Source organism: Pantoea rwandensis (genome assembly GCF_000759475.1).
GTDB lineage: Bacteria > Pseudomonadota > Gammaproteobacteria > Enterobacterales > Enterobacteriaceae > Pantoea > Pantoea rwandensis_B.
The window spans coordinates 3,679,528-3,697,478 of the sequence record NZ_CP009454.1; the positions used below are offsets into that span (position 1 = coordinate 3,679,528).

General features: G+C 54.3%; 19 protein-coding genes and 1 other RNA gene. 8 read left to right on the forward strand and 12 right to left on the reverse strand.

Annotation, left to right across the window (positions count from 1 at the left end; all coding sequences use genetic code 11):
• Positions 1-23: 23 nt before the first annotated feature.
• The 3 genes from LH22_RS16930 to LH22_RS16940 are packed head-to-tail and all read right to left on the reverse strand — an operon-like array spanning position 24 to position 2,416.
• Positions 24-902, reverse strand: coding sequence for a metal ABC transporter substrate-binding protein (locus LH22_RS16930; RefSeq protein ID WP_038648522.1), 879 nt, complete (start codon positions 900-902; stop codon positions 24-26).
• 21 nt (positions 903-923) lie between these two features.
• A complete protein-coding gene (locus LH22_RS16935; RefSeq protein WP_038648524.1) occupies positions 924-1,763 on the reverse strand; it encodes a metal ABC transporter permease in 840 nt (279 codons plus the stop codon).
• On the reverse strand, positions 1,760-2,416 hold the full coding sequence (locus LH22_RS16940) for a metal ABC transporter ATP-binding protein (RefSeq protein ID WP_034828143.1): 657 nt from the start codon (positions 2,414-2,416) through the stop codon (positions 1,760-1,762). Before LH22_RS16940 ends, LH22_RS16935 begins: the two co-directional genes overlap by 4 nt.
• Positions 2,417-2,758: 342 nt before the next feature.
• On the opposite strand from LH22_RS16940, the gene LH22_RS16945 reads away from it, so the two are divergent.
• The 3 genes from LH22_RS16945 to LH22_RS16955 all read left to right on the forward strand — a co-directional run bounded on the left by LH22_RS16945 (position 2,759) and on the right by LH22_RS16955 (position 3,879).
• On the forward strand, positions 2,759-3,112 hold the full coding sequence (locus LH22_RS16945) for a hypothetical protein (RefSeq protein ID WP_034828141.1): 354 nt from the start codon (positions 2,759-2,761) through the stop codon (positions 3,110-3,112).
• A gap of 146 nt (positions 3,113-3,258) precedes the next feature.
• Entirely contained in the window at positions 3,259-3,636 is a 378-nt protein-coding gene (tomB, locus tag LH22_RS16950) for an Hha toxicity modulator TomB (protein ID WP_034828139.1), read from the forward strand.
• Between the two features lie 24 nt (positions 3,637-3,660).
• The gene (locus tag LH22_RS16955; protein WP_034828137.1) at positions 3,661-3,879 is read left to right on the forward strand and encodes an HHA domain-containing protein; all 219 of its coding nucleotides are present in this window, start codon (positions 3,661-3,663) and stop codon (positions 3,877-3,879) included.
• Positions 3,880-4,006: 127 nt separating this feature from the next.
• Here the strand turns inward: LH22_RS16955 and ffs are convergent.
• An RNA gene (gene ffs, locus LH22_RS20360) (signal recognition particle sRNA small type) lies at positions 4,007-4,103 on the reverse strand.
• Between the two features lie 176 nt (positions 4,104-4,279).
• Between ffs and LH22_RS16965 the strand changes: the two genes are divergently transcribed.
• Entirely contained in the window at positions 4,280-4,591 is a 312-nt protein-coding gene (locus tag LH22_RS16965) for an MGMT family protein (protein WP_038648530.1), read from the forward strand.
• 386 nt (positions 4,592-4,977) lie between these two features.
• On the opposite strand, the gene LH22_RS16970 is transcribed toward LH22_RS16965, so the two are convergent.
• On the reverse strand, positions 4,978-5,535 hold the full coding sequence (locus LH22_RS16970; protein ID WP_038648532.1) for a YbaY family lipoprotein: 558 nt from the start codon (positions 5,533-5,535) through the stop codon (positions 4,978-4,980).
• 204 nt (positions 5,536-5,739) lie between these two features.
• Between LH22_RS16970 and tesB the strand changes: the two genes are divergently transcribed.
• Entirely contained in the window at positions 5,740-6,603 is an 864-nt protein-coding gene (tesB, locus tag LH22_RS16975) for an acyl-CoA thioesterase II (RefSeq protein WP_038648534.1), read from the forward strand.
• A 71-nt stretch (positions 6,604-6,674) separates the two neighbouring features.
• Here the strand turns inward: tesB and amtB are convergent, their stop codons facing one another.
• The 5 genes from amtB to LH22_RS17000 all read right to left on the reverse strand — a co-directional run bounded on the left by amtB (position 6,675) and on the right by LH22_RS17000 (position 12,619).
• Entirely contained in the window at positions 6,675-7,964 is a 1,290-nt protein-coding gene (amtB, locus tag LH22_RS16980) for an ammonium transporter AmtB (RefSeq protein ID WP_038648536.1), read from the reverse strand.
• Positions 7,965-7,997: 33 nt separating this feature from the next.
• Positions 7,998-8,336 (reverse strand): P-II family nitrogen regulator, encoded by a 339-nt coding sequence (glnK, locus tag LH22_RS16985; RefSeq protein ID WP_007886947.1) that lies wholly within the window; start codon positions 8,334-8,336, stop codon positions 7,998-8,000.
• Between the two features lie 259 nt (positions 8,337-8,595).
• Positions 8,596-10,371 carry a SmdB family multidrug efflux ABC transporter permease/ATP-binding protein gene (locus LH22_RS16990; RefSeq protein WP_038648539.1) on the reverse strand — a complete coding sequence of 592 codons (1,776 nt, stop codon included), beginning with the start codon at positions 10,369-10,371 and terminating at the stop codon, positions 8,596-8,598.
• The gene (locus tag LH22_RS16995; RefSeq protein ID WP_038648541.1) at positions 10,364-12,133 is read right to left on the reverse strand and encodes a SmdA family multidrug ABC transporter permease/ATP-binding protein; all 1,770 of its coding nucleotides are present in this window, start codon (positions 12,131-12,133) and stop codon (positions 10,364-10,366) included. Before LH22_RS16995 ends, LH22_RS16990 begins: the two co-directional genes overlap by 8 nt.
• Before the next feature lie 24 nt (positions 12,134-12,157).
• Positions 12,158-12,619 carry an Lrp/AsnC family transcriptional regulator gene (locus LH22_RS17000; protein ID WP_034828126.1) on the reverse strand — a complete coding sequence of 154 codons (462 nt, stop codon included), beginning with the start codon at positions 12,617-12,619 and terminating at the stop codon, positions 12,158-12,160.
• Between the two features lie 115 nt (positions 12,620-12,734).
• On the opposite strand from LH22_RS17000, the gene LH22_RS17005 reads away from it, so the two are divergent.
• Positions 12,735-13,769 (forward strand): PLP-dependent cysteine synthase family protein, encoded by a 1,035-nt coding sequence (locus LH22_RS17005; RefSeq protein ID WP_038648543.1) that lies wholly within the window; start codon positions 12,735-12,737, stop codon positions 13,767-13,769.
• Between the two features lie 34 nt (positions 13,770-13,803).
• On the opposite strand, the gene cof is transcribed toward LH22_RS17005, so the two are convergent.
• The gene (cof, locus tag LH22_RS17010; RefSeq protein WP_038648545.1) at positions 13,804-14,625 is read right to left on the reverse strand and encodes an HMP-PP phosphatase; all 822 of its coding nucleotides are present in this window, start codon (positions 14,623-14,625) and stop codon (positions 13,804-13,806) included.
• Positions 14,626-14,718: 93 nt separating this feature from the next.
• Between cof and LH22_RS17015 the strand changes: the two genes are divergently transcribed.
• A complete protein-coding gene (locus LH22_RS17015; protein ID WP_038648547.1) occupies positions 14,719-16,434 on the forward strand; it encodes an SgrR family transcriptional regulator in 1,716 nt (571 codons plus the stop codon).
• 26 nt (positions 16,435-16,460) lie between these two features.
• Positions 16,461-17,156 carry a 7-cyano-7-deazaguanine synthase QueC gene (gene queC, locus LH22_RS17020; protein ID WP_038648549.1) on the forward strand — a complete coding sequence of 232 codons (696 nt, stop codon included), beginning with the start codon at positions 16,461-16,463 and terminating at the stop codon, positions 17,154-17,156.
• Positions 17,157-17,443: 287 nt separating this feature from the next.
• On the opposite strand, the gene LH22_RS17025 is transcribed toward queC, so the two are convergent.
• Positions 17,444-17,851: an acyl-CoA thioesterase gene (locus LH22_RS17025; protein ID WP_038648551.1), complete on the reverse strand. Its 408-nt coding sequence runs from the start codon at positions 17,849-17,851 to the stop codon at positions 17,444-17,446.
• Between the last annotated feature and the right edge of the window lie 100 nt (positions 17,852-17,951).

Consider the following 17,951-nt stretch of genomic DNA (forward strand, 5'->3'; position numbering starts at 1 on the left):
CGGGATGCTCCCCGGCCTTTTTTTTACTTCATGCTCTGCAACATAATATCGACATTGTGCTTGAAGGCAGCAACATAAGTCGCAGCAGGACCGTTCGCCTCGGACAACGCTTCTGGATAGAGTTCACCACCTGGCTGTGCGCCGGTTTCGCTGGCAATCTGTTTCACCAGACGCGGATCGGTCTGATTCTCCATGAAGTAAGTCTTGATGTGCTCGGCTTTCAACTGCTTGATAATCGATGCCACATCGCTGGCACTGGCTTCGGCTTCAGTAGAGAAACCGACTGGCGCCAGGAAACTCACACCATAACGCTGGCCAAAGTAACCAAAGGCATCATGGCTGGTCAGCACTTTACGCTTGCTCTTTGGCACTGCAGCAAACTCCGTTTTCGCCCAGCTATCCAGTTTTTCCAGCTGCTGAATATAGCTTTCACCGCTCTTGCGGATATCCGCCGCATCTTCTGGATCGGCTTTAATCAGCGCATTCATCACGTTGGTGGCATAAATCACGCCGTTGTGCATGCTGTTCCACGCGTGTGGGTCCGTCACGGTTTTACCGTCTTCTTCCATTTTGCGCGTGTTGACGCCGTTGGAGGCGACCACAATCGTGCCTTTATAACCGGAGGCGCTGATCAGGCGATCCATCCACCCTTCCATCCCCAAACCACTCACAAATACCACATTGGCTTTAGCCAACGCCTGGCTATCCTGTGGCGTGGGTTCGAAGGTGTGGGGATCACCGTTAGGCTGCACCAGCGATTTCACGTTAACGTGATCGCCTCCGACTTGCTTAACGATATCGGCCAGCACGGTGAAACTCGCCACGACATCCACCTTTTTTGCCATAGTCAGTGGGCTAATAAACATGGCGCCAATCGCCAGGCTCAGCGGTAACTTCTTCATTCGTATCCCCTAATTGTATAGTTATCGACGGCGCAGCAGGCCGCCACACGGTCCTGTTAAAACAGAAAGCAAAAACAGTACGGCAGCACTCAGCACCACCGCCGGACCAGCGGGCAGTGAGAAGTGCCAGGAAAGAATTAACCCCACCAGCGCGGCGATCATCGCCAGCAGCATGGCGATGCCGAGCATGCAGGCAAGATGGCGACTCCAGAAACGCGCGCTGGTCGCCGGTAACATCATCAATCCCACCGACATCAACGTGCCGAGCACCTGAAAACCCGCCACCAGATTCAGCACGACCAACATCAGGAAGATGCCGTGGACGATCGGCGCGCTCCACTTGCCTTGAGCACGCAGGAAATCCGGATCGAACGCATCGATCACCAGCGGGCGGAAAATCACTGCCAGCATCAGCAAATTGAAAGCCGCGATGCCGCCCACTAGCAGGATGGCCGCGTTATCGACGGCCAGAAGTGAACCGAACAGAACGTGCAGCAGATCGACGCTCGATCCGCGCAATGACACCAGCGTCACGCCCAGCGCCAGCGAGCCGAGATAAAAGCCTGAGAAACTGGCGTCCTCTTTTAAGGGGGTGTAGCGACTGACGGCACCAGAAAGCAGCGCAACGGCTAATCCCGCAATCAGCCCGCCGATGCCCATCGCCACCAGCGATAAACCGGAAACCAGATAGCCAATCGCCGCGCCAGGCAGCACCGCGTGGGAGAGCGCATCACCCACCAGACTCATACGACGCAGTGAAAGGAAAACACCCAGCGGCGTGGCGCTCAGCGCTAATGCCACACAAGCCACTAACGCGCGGCGCATAAAACCAAATTCGATAAACGGTTGAATCAATGTCACGAGGCCACCCTGCGCAGCAGTGGGGTTTGAGCGGAGTCAGCATCGTCGAGCGACAACACATCTTTGAAGTAACGCGCAACCAGTGGGCGATCGTGCAACACCACTAATAAGGTGGTGCCCGCCTGCTGCTGCTGCTCGAGGATTGACATCAACAGCGTGACGGTTTGCGTATCGATGCCATTAAAGGGTTCATCCAGCAGCCAGACTTTACTTTGCTGCAGCATCAGGCGCGCAAACAGCACACGTTGCAACTGGCCGCCGGAAAGCATAGAAGGCTGCGCATCGGCGAAATCACGCATCTGCACGGCATCCAGTGCGGCATCGATCTCCTGTCGCATCGCACGATTGATGCCACCAAACCAGCCGCAGCGCGGCCAGCATCCCATAGCAACCAGTTCATAAACGGTAAGCGGGAAACGAGTTTCTAACTCACTACGCTGCGGTAACCAGCCAAGCGCCTTAGGCGAAATCTTTAATTCGCAAGTCCCTGCAATAGGTGGCAACAGACCGGCGATGGTTTTCAGTAGCGTGGATTTTCCGGTGCCGTTCGCGCCGATTAATGCCGTCATGCTGCCTGCCGCCAGCTCTCCGGTCACTATCGGCGTCACCGCTTGTCCCTGATAGCCGCCCTGCAAGCGATTGAAATGCATCATTTCTACATTCCCCAATAGATAGCCAGCGCCAGGAACGCGATAAGCAACAGCGCGACCATTAAGCGACCGCTGAGTGAGAGGAGTAAACCACTGTGATTCATGGCGGGAGACCAAATACGTTATAACATAACAATTATACTACCCGATCTCCCTGACGCGACGCCCGGGAGAAAGTGTTTCAAAAGTTAACCATTCGGCGCTTCCTCTGTGGCTATCACTGGATCTGAATCGATTGAGTGATAAATCCCATCGCAACGATTACGTATTCTGCACAGAGTTAACTTGCAATATTTGGCGAGAACCCTAATGATAGATTCATCCTCCTTTTTTACCGGAAGCGAAATGCAGTCTATTATTCATTGTGATATTGCTGTGGATGAGGACGATTGCGAGAAGTTGCAGGCTATTATCCAGGGGAATATTCTCAAAATAGCCGAAGCCCTGGCAGGTGATTTACAGTGGTATTCTCAAAACGCGCAATTAGTTCCCGACAGTTTTAAGATTATTTCCATTCAACCGCACGACAACAATCGATTTAAAATGCTTTACGATTTTAAGTGGGATTTATTTAATCCTTGCCTGGATTTAAATGAAACATCTACCCAGCATGAAGAAGTTTTGTTCCAGATAGTACCGGGCGCACTGGTGTTTTCAGTGATAGACAATACCCGCCCCTCGCCAGCCGACGAATTGTAATATTTGGTAATCGAGTTGAGCAAAGCTAATGAATGTGGATTATATTTAAGGAGTCGCTGAATTCTTAATATTCGTGATCGCTTCCTGATAGCTTTTCCAAATCTCGCCGCGCTGCGGTCACTGTGCAAGCTCTGGAGGGGAAAAAGATGGACGAATACTCACCAAAACGGCATGATATTGCCCAGCTTAAATTCCTGTGTGAGAACCTGTTTGACGAAAGTATGGCGACACTGACTGACAGCCATCACGGCTGGGTGAATGACCCTACTGCGGAAAGCAATTTACAGCTCAACGATTTGATTGAGCATATCGCGTCTTTCACGATGAATTACAAAATTAAGCACGTTGAAGATGAAGCGCTGATTACGCAAATCGATGAATATCTTGACGATACCTTTATGCTGTTTAGCAGTTATGGAATCAATACTCAGGATCTTCAACGGTGGCAACGTTCAGCAAGACGCTTATTTAATCTGTTTGCCGAAGAGTGCGCTTTTCTCCAACAACCCAGCCATTCCTTTTAGCATCAGAGTGAGACCAGTTTATTTATGAGCAACCAAGCCTTAACCAAAACAGACTATTTGATGCGACTGCGTCGTTGTCGCTCAATTGACACCCTTGAACGGGTGATTGAAAAGAACAAGTACGAATTATCTGACAACGAGCTCGCGGTATTTTATTCTGCTGCCGATCATCGCCTTGCAGAACTGACGATGAATAAGCTTTACGATAAAGTACCGGTTTCTGTCTGGAAGTTCGTCCGCTAACTATTTTTATCCGCTGATCGTTACGCCCTCTTTTCACTTCAGGGAATTATTCACAGGCAAAGGAGTGCCAGCGTTTCGCTGTGTACTGATTTCTTGAGGATTTTTTCGGGAGTAGAAATGGTGGAGGCCCTGCCAGCTACATCCCGGCACACGCGTCGCCTGCTGCGGCTGCTTCCTTCCGGACCTGACCGAGTTCACAAGTTAGCGTTGCGGGAGAACCAACAGGGCCCCCATTGACGAGCTCTCTTTCGAGAGCGCAGGCATTATCAAGTAACCCCCTGGCAATTGCAAGCGCAGGCAGGGTGACCGTTGTTTTCTTGAACAGCTCTCCAGTAAAACCCTGATTCTCGCCCTCCCGGCATGCTAAAGTCGGCATTTACTCGCTGAATCAGGTGCGTGCATGAACGACACAAGCAACTTTTCCGAGCGCGTCTGGCAAATCATTGCCGCGATCCCCAGAGGCAAAGTCACCACCTACGGCGATATCGCCCTGCTTGCCGGCTCACCGCGTGCCGCAAGACAAGTCGGCGGCGTATTACGTCGCTTACCCGAGGGCAGCAAACTGCCATGGTTTCGCGTCATCAATCGCCATGGCCGTATTTCTCTGCAAGGCGATGATCTCTTCCGCCAGCGTGATGCGCTGGAAGCCGAAGGCATCGAAGTCAGTGATGCCGGTGAAATTGAATTAGAGAAGTATCGCTGGAAGTACTAAGCGCACCCATGCTGAGGTGCGTGCAGGCAAACTGTGAAGTCAGGCGTCAAGCCAAAGATAAAAGTGACGAGCACTCTGGGACAATCCGCCGATGTCACTCACAAACTCGCACCCATGCTGAGGTGCGGGCAGGCAACGCTGTGGAGTAAAGCGTCAAGCCAAAGATAAAAGTGACGAGCAATCTGTGACAATCAGCCGATGTCACTCCACAAATTCGCACCCATGCTGAGGTGCGGGCAGGCAACACTGTGGAGTAAAGCGTCACACGCCAGGGATGGCGTGTGCCGAGCGATCAGGGACGAGACAGCGGCTTTACGCAACAGTGTTGCCTGCCCGCACACTCCCCCGCCCTGTTTTTAGGCGTAAAATCCACGCCCCTGCTTATACTACATACTCGTCGGCGCAGGCACCGAAGCGGAAGGCACCACCTGCGTTGGCGACGTTGACGGCACCGTGGTCGCTGCGCCTGGCGTGGTTTGCATTACCATATTGGTCACTGGCACCAGCAACAGCTCCGCTTTCGTACCGCCCTGATTGATTACCGGCTTCACGGTATCGGTAATAAACGCCAGTTTGCCATCAATAGCGATAGCGGCACTTAACAGAATCCGCGCATTCGGCTGAATATCGGCCGGGTTAAACGGCAGCACAAACTGGAACGGCGCCTGTTTCCCTTCAGTACGCACCACATGCTGCGCCAGAACTTTCGATGGTGCATCGGCCAGTGAAGCGTCGGACAGCGTCACGGTTAACACTGCATCCGGCGGCAACGCAATACGCTGACGAATGTACACCGAACCACTAACATTAGGCTGCGTAATCGCGGCCTGCTGCCCCGCAACGGCCGAGCCCAGCGTTGGGGTGGCTACCGGCTTACTGTGATCGGCACAGCCAGCCAATGCTGCCGCCAGCGTCACACCGCTAATAACATGCCAGAGTTTCATCGATGTCGTCTCCTTATGAACACTATGATTGTCGGCGGACAATTTATTGGGTAGCTTTTCAACCGCCGAATGCCATTAATTCTGGCACAAAAAACCGGATTGCGCCCAAAAGCACTGCCAGCTCGCTGAAATCACGGCAAAATCATTGACGGAAACTGGTCGGATCTTTCACACTGACGCGATTGCCCCCCTGAGGAATCTGCTATGAGCCAGGCACTGCAAAACCTGCTTAATTTACTCGATCTCGAAAAACTCGAAGAAGGCCTGTTTCGCGGCCAAAGTGAAGATCTCGGCCTGCGCCAGGTATTTGGCGGCCAGGTCGTCGGTCAGGCGTTATACGCAGCAAAACAAACCGTGCCGGAAGAGCGCATCATCCACTCTTTTCACAGCTACTTCCTGCGCCCTGGTGATAGCGAAAAAGCCATCATCTATGATGTCGAAACTCTGCGCGACGGCAAAAGTTTTAGCGCGCGTCGCGTCAGCGCGGTGCAAAACGGACAGCCGATCTTCTATATGACCGCCTCGTTCCAGGCGCCGGAAAGCGGATTTGAGCACCAGAACAGCATGCCGCCGGTGCCAGGCCCGGACAATCTCCCCTCAGAGCAGGATCTGGCGCAAAAACTGGCGGCCCATTTACCGCTCAAACTCAAAGAAAAGTTTCTCGCTGAACGTCCGCTGGATATCCGGCCGGTGCAAATCCATAACCCGCTCAAGGGCCGTGTCGATGAGCCGATGCGCCAGGTGTGGATTCGTGCCAACGGCAAACTGCCGGACGATCGCCGTATCCACCAATACCTGCTGGGTTACGCCTCGGATCTCAACTTCCTGCCTGTGGCGCTACAGCCGCACGGGAAAGGCTTTTTGGAGCCTGACATGCAGGTGGCGACGATTGACCACTCCATGTGGTTCCACCGCCCGTTCGACCTCTCAGAGTGGTTGCTGTACAGCGTGGTGAGCACCTCAGCTTCAGGCGCACGTGGGTTTGTACGTGGGGAGTTCTACACGCAGGATGGGACACTGGTCGCGACCACGGTTCAGGAAGGCGTCATGCGCCAGCGCGACGCATAAAAAAAGGGGCGATATTATCGCCCCCTCGTCTTTTTATAATTTTAGCGCACTGCTCTTCTACCGCTCATTTCTTACTGGTTGTAAGCGTTCTCGCCGTGGCTGTTCACATCCAGACCTTCACGTTCCTGATCTTCTGGAACACGCAGGCCAACGATCATATCCGCCAGTTTGAAGCCGATGAAGGCGACAACACCTGACCAGACGATGGTCACGCCGCAGCTGAACAGCTGAACCCAAACCTGATGGCCCATGGTCACGCCTTCTGCGTAGCCCACGCCGCCCAGTGAAGAGGAGGCGAACACACCTGTCAGAATACAACCCAGGATACCGCACACGCCGTGCACACCGAACACATCACATGGGTCATCCACGCGCAGCCATTTCTTCAGGGTGGTCACACCCCAGATGCCTGCCAGGCCACCGGCCAGACCGATAATCAGCGCGCCGCCGACACCGACATAACCACAAGCCGGGGTGATAGCAACCAGACCGGCGATAAAGCCAGAACACGCACCCAGCAGAGAAGGTTTGCCACGCATCGCCCACTCACCGAACACCCATGACAGCACCGCACCTGCAGTCGCCACAACAGTATTCAGGAAGGCCAGGGCTGCGATTTCATTTGCAGAAGAAGCAGAACCGGCGTTGAAGCCAAACCAGCCCACATACAGAATCGCAGTACCGGTGAAGACCATTGGCAGGTTGTGCGGTTTGAACGCTTCTTTACCGAAGCCAGCACGTTTGCCCACCAGATAAGCACCCACCAGACCCGCAACTGCGGCGTTGATGTGAACAACAGTACCACCCGCGAAGTCCAGCGCGCCGTCTTGCGCCAGCAGACCGCCAGCCCACACCATATGTGCGATTGGCAGATAAGAGAGCGTCAGCCAGACCACCACAAAAATCAGTACTGCTGAGAAGCGAATACGTTCAGCAATCGCGCCCACAATCAGGCCCACGGTGATACAGGCGAAGGAAGCCTGGAACGCGACGTGGATATACTGATAGAAGCTGCCCATCACCGCTTTCAGCTCGATATTTTTCAGCATCGCCCACTGGAAGTTACCGAAGAAGGCGTTGCCCTCGCTGAAGGCCAGCGAATAACCGTAAATCACCCACAGCACGCAGACTAATGCGAAGGTCACGGCAACCTGGGTCAGCATCGACAGGACGTTTTTACCGCGAATCAAACCGCCGTAAAACAGTGCGATGCCCGGAATCGTCATAAACAGTACCAGAGCAGTACAGATCATCATAAAGGCGTTATCCGCTTTGTCCGCAACGGCAGGTGCTGCCGCCATGGCCAGAGACGGTAACAGTGCCAGGCTGGTGAGGCCCAACTTAGTCATCATTTTATTCATTTCTTTCCATCCCATCACAATTCAGAGCCCCAGTTACAGTGCTGCTTCGTCGGTCTCGCCGGTACGAATACGAATAACGCGCTGCAGTTCTGCGACGAAGATTTTGCCGTCGCCAATTTTGCCGGTGTAAGCGGCTTTGCTGATGACATCCACCACTTCATCGAGTTGATCGTCCGCAATCGCGATATCAATTTTAACTTTTGGCAGGAAGTTCACGCTGTACTCGGCACCGCGGTAAAGCTCTGCGTGACCTTTCTGGCGACCAAACCCCTTCACTTCGGTAACAGTCAGTCCCTGAATGCCAATGGAGGATAAAGCTTCACGCACGTCCTCCAGCTTAAATGGTTTGATTACCACGGTAACCAGCTTCATACGTTCCCCTCCAGATAATAAATTGAGTGAGTCTCGCGGACACGAGGAGATATAAGCAAACGCTGTGCCATAAATGAAAAAAGGGGAGCAGTCAGTGGTCTGGACGCGCTATATCGCGCTTCGTTATGTGATGAGTGGCTCAGTTTGGGAATAGGGCAAAAGAAAGGTGTTGCAATATTGCACTCCTTTGGTGCTTTCAGCCTCAAAGGAGTGCATCAATACAGAACAATCCGATAAATCTGCGCAAAAAAGGTGCAATTCACCCTTCTGATTGAGCGGGTATGCTCGCCGCGAGTTCATCACCCGCCTGCTGTAGCTGATACATCTGCCAGTAACGCCCCTGTTGAGCCAGCAACTGTGCATGCGTGCCCCGCTCGGCAACCTGACCACGGTGCAATACCAAAATCTGATCCGCTTCAGTGATAGTAGAAAGACGGTGCGCAATCACCACCAGCGTGCTGTGCTGGCGTAGTGCACGCAGCGCATGCTGAATCGCCTGTTCGGTACCGGAATCGATATTGGCAGTCGCTTCATCAAGGATCAAAATTTGTGGCAGCGAAACCAGCACTCGCGCCAGCGCCAGCAACTGTTTTTGCCCGACCGACAAATTGTTGCCTTGTTCACCCAGCCGCGTGTGAATGCCCTCTGACATCGATCGTGCCAGCGAGGCAAGCTGCACTTTTTCCAGTGCCTGCCACACTTGCTCTTCCGGGATATCGCGTCCCAGCCGCACGTTGGCTAACAAGGTATCAGCCAGCACCACCGGATCCTGCTGCACCATAGCGACGCTTTGGCGTAGCGCCTCATGCGTCAGCTGCGATAAGGGGCGACCATCCAGCTCGATGCTGCCGCGTGTCACCGGATAATATCCCATCAGTAAATTCGCCAGCGTACTTTTGCCACTGCCTGTATGCCCCACCAGCGCCACAAAACCGCGCGCCGGCACCTCGAGGCTGATATGGCTCAGTACATCCCGATTATCGCGGTAGGCAAAACTGACATCGTGCAAGGTAATACGCCCTGAGGCCAACGGCAGGTTATCCGTGCCGTATCCCTGTTGAGTGGCATCCATCAGTTCGAAGATACGCTCGCCGGAAACCACCGCCTGTTGCAGCATCGATTGTTGCGTGGTGAGCTCAATCAAGGGTTCGTTCAGCCGTCCCAGATAGGTAATAAAGGCGTAAAGCACGCCGACCTCAAACACCCCGGGCGTGGCAAAGCTGAACAGCATCAGCAGCCCACAGAGTATCATCGCCGAAAACAGACTCAGCAGTGGACGCAACAAGAAACCGTCCAGTCGCAGGGTTTCCATGCGCGCCAGATAGTGTGAGCGGCTGGCCTCGCCCATGCGTTCACCAAAGCGCGCCTGCTGGCGAAACTGCTGGATCACGCTCATGCCGTTGATCACTTCATTGAAACCATTATTGATATCCGCCAGATAGCTACGTACACGACGCGCAATCGGCGTGCTGTAACGCTGATAAATCAGCATCACCGTGAGTACCAGCGGGAAGATGACAATCGCCACCAGCGCCATGCGCCAGTCGAGCGAGAACATCGCCACCAGCATTGCGCCAATCAGTGCGGCACTGCGCAGCACGGTAGCCACCACCGTGACGTAGAGATCTTTGATCACTTCGGTATCGTTGGTAACGCGCGAGATAATCTGCCCCACCGGCTGGGTATCAAAGGCGCTAAGCGGCTGACGCAGTGCCGCGTTCATCACGTCCATGCGTAACTGCTGCACCACACCAATCGCCGCGCGATTAAACAGCAGCGCCTGGAAATAGTGCAAACCAGCAGCCAGCAGTTGCAGCAAAATAAAGCACACCAGCAGCCCAATGGCGATGTCCCAGGGCATTTGGTGTTTTGCCACCAGATTATCAATGAAGTAGCTCACCAGCACCGGGCCGGTGACTTCTGCCGCCGCCGCAATCCACAGCATGCCGACCGCCAGCCACAGCGATTTTCGCCAGGGTTTGCCGTATGACAGCAGGCGTTTCAGGGTTGGCCACAAACGTTGCGATTTAGCCATGATTCGCCTCCTCTGCGGTTTCATCTTCATCCAGCGCCGCTTCGAGTTGCTGATAGCGGTACATATCGCGATACCATCCCTCTTTCGCTAGCAGGCTGTCGTGATCGCCGCGCTGAGTCACCGCACCTTGTTGCAGCACCAGAATTTCACTGGCTTCAGTCAACGCCGATAAACGATGCGCGCTGATGATCAACGTGCGGCCTTTGCCCCACTGCCGCAGGTTGTGCAGGATTTCATGCTCTGTGCGACCGTCCACCGCGGATAGTGCATCGTCGAGGATCAGGATTTCCGCATTCAGCAACAGCGCGCGGGCAATGGCAATACGCTGTTTTTGACCGCCGGAAAGCATCACACCGCGCTCACCCACTTCGGTGTCATAGCCCTGCGGCAGACGCAGAATGTCATCGTGTACACAGGCCATGCGCGCCACGCGCTCAATTTCTTCCTGAGACGCATTCGGACGGCCCAGCGCCAGGTTATTAGCCACGGTATCGGAGAACAAAAACGGCGTCTGGCTCACCACCGCCAGCCGACTGCGCCAGCTATCGAGTCGCAGCTGCGTTAGCGGCAGGTTATGGTAGCGAATGTCACCCTGGTCGATGTCGAAATGACGTTGAATCAGACTCAGCAGCGTGCTTTTACCACAGCCGGTTGGACCGCACAGCCCCAACATCTGCCCCGGTTTCAGTTGAAAATTAACATGGCTCAGCGCCGCGCCTGCGTTAGCGGGATAATGGAATTCACGAATGGCGACCTGTAAATCGCCAGCGTCGTCGGGCAGGACTTTCTGCCCATCCTCCACCGCCGGAGCTTCCGCCAATAGCGCGCGAATGCGGCTCCATGCCGCGCTCCCACGTTCAACGATGTTGATCATCCACGCCAGCGCCAGCATCGGCCAAATCATCAGTCCCAGATACATCACGAAGCTGGTGAGCTGACCCAACGTCAAACTACCGTGCCACACCATCCAGCCACCGCCCGCAATCGCCAGCAGGTTAGAGAAACCCACGGCGATGTAAATGATGGGATCAAATCGTGCATCAACACGCGCCACATGCAGGTTTTTCTTGCCGGTGTCGCGCGCAATGTCAGCAAACTGTTGCGATTGATGATCTTCCAGGCCAAAGGCTTTGATCATCCGGATGCTGGTAAGGCTCTCCTGTGTTTGATCGTTCAGGCTGGAGAAGGCCGCCTGGGCCACTTTAAAGCGCTGATGCAGGCGCGAACCATCTTTCTGAATGGCAATCGCCATCAGCGGCATCGGGATCAGCGCCAGCAGCGTCAGTTCCCAGCTGATTTGCACGCTCATCACCACCAGCACCACTAAGCCCATGACCAGCGAATCCACCAGCGTCAGGACGCCCTCACCGGCGGCAAATACCACGCGATCCACGTCATTGGTGGCGCGCGCAATCAAATCGCCCGTGCGATGGCGTAAATAGAACGCAGGATGCTGGCGACTCAATTGGCGATAGAAATCTTCCCGTAATTCAACTGCGAGCTGGTAAGACGCGCCAAACAGCAGCACACGCCAGACATAACGCAGCAGATAGACGATCACCGCTGTTACCAGCATCACGCCAATCCACATAAAAAGTTTGCCGCTGCTTAAGGTGTGTTGCGTTACGCCATCAACAATCACGCCGACCACATGCGGCGGCAGCAGTTGCAATAACGCAATCACAATCAGCAAGCTGACGGCACCCAGATATCGCCGCCACTCGCGCAGGAAATACCAACTTAATTGGCTGAATAATCGCACAAGACGCTCTCTTTCTGTGCCCGTTCAGGGCGCTACCGGCAACGCGGTGGTGTATTTAATCTCTTCCATGGCGAAACTGGAGGTCACATCAATCAGGCCTGGCACGCCATTCACCAGACGTTTATAAAATGCGTCGTAACTTTTCATATCGGCCACCTGGATGCGCAGCAGATAATCGTACTCACCGGCCATGCGATAGAATGCCATCACTTCAGGCATCTGCTGCACCACGGCAACAAATTGCTGAAACCAGTCGCTGCTGTGCTGTTGTGTTTTGACAAACATGAAAGCGGTGAGAGAAAGACCCATCTTCTCCCCATCCAGCAACGCCACGCGCGCACGAATAATGCCATCATCTTCCAGCTTTTTCAGGCGTTTCCAGCACGGCGTGGTGGTGAGATTCACCGCATCCGCCAGGGCTTGCAGCGATAATGTGCAATCCTGTTGCAGTATCGCCAACAAAGTGCGGTCAGTTTTATCTAGCATTCGGCGCTCCGGGAGAAAAATTTTCTCTTATTCGGGCATTATACCCGGATTAAAGCAATCTTATTTTCCTGCCAGTGCCTTACACTGTGCACAATAATGAATACGGATTCGTCACATGCAAACGCCCTGGGTTCGCCACGCCATCAATGAAATTAACGCCGATTTTCAACGCTCTGCGGATACGCATCTTATTCGCTTTGCGCTGGAGGATTTTCCTGGCATTCGCTTCTATCTCAAAGATGAAAGCACCCATCCGAGTGGTAGCCTGAAGCATCGCCTGGCGCGGTCGCTGTTCCTGTATGGTTTGGCCAATGGCTGGATCCGCGAGAATACGCCGATTATTGAAGCGTCATCCGGTAGCACGGCAGTGTCAGAAGCCTATTTCGCACGTTTGCTGGGTCTGCCTTTCATTGCGGTGATGCCCGCCAGCACCGCGAAACGCAAGATCGAAATGATCCGTTTTTATGGCGGCGAGTGCCATTTTGTCGCTGACCCTTGTCAGCTTTACAGCGAATCAGAGCGGCTGGCGCGTGAGCTCAACGGTCATTTTATGGATCAGTTCACCTATGCCGAGCGCGCCACCGACTGGCGCGGCAACAACAATATCGCTGAAAGTATTTTCCGTCAGATGGCGCATGAGCCTTTCCCGGTGCCGCACACCTTAATTATGAGTGCCGGCACCGGCGGAACCTCCGCCACACTGGGTCGCTATATCCGTTATCAGGGACACGATACGCGTTTGTTGGTGGTGGATCCGCAACACTCCGTGTTCTTTGATTTTTGGCATAGCCGCGACAGTGCGCTGCGCAACGATCGTGGCAGCATGATTGAGGGTATTGGACGCCCGCGCGTAGAGCCGTCATTTTTACCCGATGTGATCGACGAAATGATCAAAGTGCCGGATGGCGCAACGGTGGCTGCGATGCTGTATCTGGAGAAGATACTGGGCCGTCGCCCCGGCGCTTCAACCGGCACCAATTTCTGGGGCATGTTACAGGTGGCGAAACGCATGCGGGAACATGGCGAACAAGGTTCGCTGGTGACGCTGTTGTGCGACAGCGGTGAGCGTTATCCGGATACCTATTACAACCCTGAGTGGGTCGCGCAGAATATCGGGGATATTCAGCCGTGGCTGCGTGAGCTGCAATAAAAAACCGGACATCCTGTCCGGTTCACTGTAAGCCTCAGCATTCGGGGGAATAATCGAGGTGTGGTGTGGTCATCCAGTGATTTAAGTAATGAGACACCGCCTGTGTCTCGCAATGTCCAATAATCGGTAAATGCGGCAGCGACGATTTCAATTGATGCATGGCATTGCCCATGATGAACCCGCTGCCAACGCGCTCCAGCATTTCGCGGTCATTCATCGCATCACCAAACGCCATACAATCCGCCATTGATAGCGACAGATGCTGGCACAGATACGCCAGCGCCGCGCCTTTGTGGCAGTCCAGCGGCAGAACTTCCAGACAATCCCACGCTGAAAAGCAGATATTGGCGCGCTCGCCCAGGGCTTGTTGCAACTCTACTTTTAACGCCTGCAGCATCTCATGCGGCGCAATAAAACAAATTTTGGTCACCTCATGCGCTGACATCTGACGCAAATCGCGCAGCTGATAATGGAAGCCACTCATCACGTGCGCTTCTAATGCACCCAACAACGGTTTATCGGTGAACCAGCCCTCATCGTTGAAGATATGGATCGATGCCGGCGTTTGCCAATGCGTGTGGATCACCTCTTCGGCTACAGAAGAGGACAGATCACAGCCAAACAGCTGCTGACCTTCCAGATCGTGAATGCGTGTGCCATTGCCGGTGATCAACCAGGCCGGCAGAGTGAGCTGTTCACGTACCACCTGCACATCCATCAGATGGCGACCCGTGGCAAAGGCAAGGGTGATATCGCGCTGATGCAAGGCATGCAGGGTGTCGATGGTTTCATTCCCTAACCGGTGCGTCGGCAGTAACAACGTGCCATCCATATCAAATGCCGCGAGGCGAGCCATGCAATGTCCTCTGTCTGAGTGAGAAATCTACTATCACCTGGTAATTACGGAACTAATAGTGAATACTTTCAGGAAACTGTTCCGGGTTTAGCCATGCGCCAACTTCATCGGGTTAATCAATTTCAGCGACTGTGGCAGCTCAGCCAGGGCGATCCTCTGCGTTTGAGCGTTGCCGCCATGGCACAGCACTGTTTTTGCAGTGAGCGCCATGTACGTACCTTATTACGCCAGTGGCAGGATGCTGACTGGCTGCACTGGCGCGGCGAATCCGGCCGGGGAAAGCAAGGCGAACTGACGTTTCTGATTTCCCCTGAACAACTCCGCCAACAGCTATTAACCCAACAGCTGGAAGCGGGCGAAGCGATACAGGCGTTGCAGGTACTGGATCTTCATCCTGAGCGGCTGGTGAAAATGCTGCGGCCGCTGATGGGGGGCCAATGGCAGAACCAGGCGCCGGTGCTGCGTATTCCCTATTATCGCGCGATGGAGCCGCTGCGGCCGCTGCGTCTTACCGGGAGGGCTGAGCAGCACCTGGTACGGCAGATTTTCTCTGGCCTGACGCGCTTTAATGGCGACGATGTAGAAGGCGATCTTGCGCATCACTGGCAACATGATGGCAGCGGCTGTGACTGGTATTTCTGGTTACGACCGCAGCTCAGCTGGCACAACGATGAGCCAATTCATGCGGCGCAGCTGGTTGCTCAGTTACAGCAGATTATGCAAACCGTGCGCGGCAGTCGACTGCTGGCCTCTATCGAACATATCGAGGCGCCACATCCGCTGGCACTGCGTATTCAATTGCGTCAGAGCGACTACTGGCTGCCGCAGCGTCTGGCACACCAATACTGCCTGCTGCCACATCCTGATGCGATGGATATAGGCAGCGGTCCCTGGAAGTTGACCCATTTCACTGATGAGTTGGTTCGCCTGGAAAGTCATGCCCGCTGGCATCTGCAACGACCGCTGATTCAGGTAGTGGAATACTGGATTACACCACAGTTGTTTGCACATGGTCTCGGCACCAGCTGTCGTCATCCGGTGCAAATCGCCATTGGCGATCCTGACGAGCTGGACGCATTGCGCCCGGTCGATCACAGTATCAGCCTCGGCTTCTGTTATCTGGCACCGCGCATCTCCGCCGACTTTACTGCCGCACAGGTCACAACACTGATTGCATTAATACAACACAGTGGAGTGATTCAGCAGTTACCGTTGGATGAAGGCTTGATTACCGCGAGCAAGGAGTTGCTGCCCGGTTGGCCCGTTCCCTCTGCCGGGATGACCACCGCCAGGCTGCCTGCGAGACTGACACTGCACTACCATCTCCCTATCGAACTGCATGTGATGGCGCAGGCGCTGGTGCCTTTGCTGGCCCAACAGGGCTGCGAATTAACCTGTGTTTTTCATGATGTGAAAAACTGGCGTGACGATATCGACCTGAGCGATGCCGATGTGGTGATGGGTGACCGTCTAATTGGCGATGCGCCGCTGTTTACCCTGGCGAACTGGCTGGAGAACGATCCGGTATGGGCTCCCATACGCGCCCCGGTGCTAACCGCGCCGCTTAACGCTATCGCCCATCAGCCCAGTCCAGAGCAACGCGCGACATTGACGCGCCAGCTGTTCCAGCAGTTGATGCGTGATGGACATTTGTTGCCGCTGTTTAACTATCGCTATCAGGTGTTTGCCCCGCCCGGTGTTGAAGGCATCCAGCTCAATACACTGGGCTGGTTCGATTTCACCCGCGCCTGGATTCCACCGCCCGCGACCGCAGGGACTGTTCAGCCCGCGCCTGAGCCAGTACCATAGATGCACTGATTTTTGGGGAAATTGAGATGAAACGAGCCGTTGTCGTATTCAGTGGCGGACAAGATTCCACCACCTGTCTGATTCAGGCACTGCAACAATATGATGAAGTGCACTGTGTCACCTTCGATTATGGTCAACGCCATCGCGAAGAGATTGAAGTCGCGGCTGAACTCGCGCACAAACTGGGTGCCCGTGCGCATAAAGTGCTGGATGTGACGCTGCTCAATGAACTGGCGGTCAGCAGCCTGACGCGCGATAACATTCCAGTGCCCACTTACGATCCTGACGCCAGCGGTTTGCCGAGTACTTTTGTACCAGGCCGCAATATTCTGTTCCTGACCTTAGCCTCCATTTATGCTTATCAGGTAGAAGCCGAGGCGGTGATTACCGGTGTCTGCGAAACAGACTTCTCTGGCTATCCTGATTGCCGCGATGAGTTTGTTAAAGCGCTCAACAATGCCGTTAGCCTCGGCATGGCGCGCAACGTTCGCTTTGAAACGCCACTGATGTGGTTGAATAAAGCCGAAACCTGGGCGCTGGCAGATTACTGGCAGCAACTGCCGCTGGTGCGGGCGGAAACCCTGACGTGCTATAACGGTGTCAAAGGCGACGGTTGCGGTGAGTGCGCCGCCTGCCATCTGCGTGCGCGGGGGTTGGCGGATTACCAGGCCAATGCTGCAGCCGTCATGGCAGCAATGAAACAAAAAAGCGGTTTTAACTGATTGAGTTGAATCGCGGTTGGGACGCATTGAGCGGCTTCGCTGGGTTGAACCTTTTAAGCTGCTTTGCTGGATTGCGCTTGTTGGGCGGCTTCGCTGGATTGAAATCATTGAACGGCTTCGCTAGCCGGAACTTATCAAGCTGCTTCGCCGGATTGAGGTCATCGAACGGCTTCGCTAGTTGGAACTTATCAAGCGGCTTCGCTGGATTGAGGTCATCGAACGGCTTCGCTCACAAGAGCTCATTGAGCAGCTTAGGCTGGCGTTTCTGACGCCAGCTCGCTCTGCTCTTAATCGCTTTCCACCATCAACGCTGACAGACGATCACGCAACTCCCCTTCCATCGGAACCGCTTTTTGCGTGCGCAAATCGATGCAGACGAAGGTTAACGCTGCGTCCGCAACCACCGTGTTATCGCTTGCCAGCAGCACGCGCTGCGAAATAATGCCGCTTTTGCCATTCAACTGAGACACTTCGCTCTCAATATGTAACACGTCGCCCAGCACCGCCGGACGACGATAGTTAATGTTGATATTGACCACCACAAACGCCAGCTTCTGATCCATCAGCCAGTGAAAAGCATCGACATCCTCCAGCCACTGCCAGCGCGCCTCTTCCAGAAACTCGAGATAACGTGCGTTGTTCACATGCTGATAAACGTCCAGATGATAGCCGCGTACTTTGATGGTGGTTTGCATTATTGCTCCTGTTCAGACTGTGAATGACAACTGGTATGACCTGTTGAGCATAGCACAGCCTGATTGGGTGCTTTATCAATCCTTCAAAGTCGCGACCCGC

Bases quoted from the DNA above. Each gene is read 5' to 3' on its own strand.
- tesB (WP_038648534.1), top strand. From the start codon at position 5,740: ATGAGCCAGGCACTGCAAAACCTGCTTAATTTACTCGATCTCGAAAAA.
- LH22_RS16945 (WP_034828141.1), top strand. From the start codon at position 2,759: ATGCAGTCTATTATTCATTGTGATATTGCTGTGGATGAGGACGATTGC.
- LH22_RS16955 (WP_034828137.1), top strand. From the start codon at position 3,661: ATGAGCAACCAAGCCTTAACCAAAACAGACTATTTGATGCGACTGCGT.
- LH22_RS17000 (WP_034828126.1), bottom strand. From the start codon at position 12,619: ATGCTAGATAAAACTGACCGCACTTTGTTGGCGATACTGCAACAGGAT.
- LH22_RS16965 (WP_038648530.1), top strand. From the start codon at position 4,280: ATGAACGACACAAGCAACTTTTCCGAGCGCGTCTGGCAAATCATTGCC.
- amtB (WP_038648536.1), bottom strand. From the start codon at position 7,964: ATGAATAAAATGATGACTAAGTTGGGCCTCACCAGCCTGGCACTGTTA.
- LH22_RS17025 (WP_038648551.1), bottom strand. From the start codon at position 17,851: ATGCAAACCACCATCAAAGTACGCGGCTATCATCTGGACGTTTATCAG.
- queC (WP_038648549.1), top strand. From the start codon at position 16,461: ATGAAACGAGCCGTTGTCGTATTCAGTGGCGGACAAGATTCCACCACC.
- glnK (WP_007886947.1), bottom strand. From the start codon at position 8,336: ATGAAGCTGGTTACCGTGGTAATCAAACCATTTAAGCTGGAGGACGTG.
- LH22_RS17005 (WP_038648543.1), top strand. From the start codon at position 12,735: ATGCAAACGCCCTGGGTTCGCCACGCCATCAATGAAATTAACGCCGAT.
- cof (WP_038648545.1), bottom strand. From the start codon at position 14,625: ATGGCTCGCCTCGCGGCATTTGATATGGATGGCACGTTGTTACTGCCG.
- LH22_RS17015 (WP_038648547.1), top strand. From the start codon at position 14,719: ATGCGCCAACTTCATCGGGTTAATCAATTTCAGCGACTGTGGCAGCTC.
- LH22_RS16940 (WP_034828143.1), bottom strand. From the start codon at position 2,416: ATGATGCATTTCAATCGCTTGCAGGGCGGCTATCAGGGACAAGCGGTG.
- LH22_RS16990 (WP_038648539.1), bottom strand. From the start codon at position 10,371: ATGGCTAAATCGCAACGTTTGTGGCCAACCCTGAAACGCCTGCTGTCA.
- tomB (WP_034828139.1), top strand. From the start codon at position 3,259: ATGGACGAATACTCACCAAAACGGCATGATATTGCCCAGCTTAAATTC.
- LH22_RS16970 (WP_038648532.1), bottom strand. From the start codon at position 5,535: ATGAAACTCTGGCATGTTATTAGCGGTGTGACGCTGGCGGCAGCATTG.
- LH22_RS16930 (WP_038648522.1), bottom strand. From the start codon at position 902: ATGAAGAAGTTACCGCTGAGCCTGGCGATTGGCGCCATGTTTATTAGC.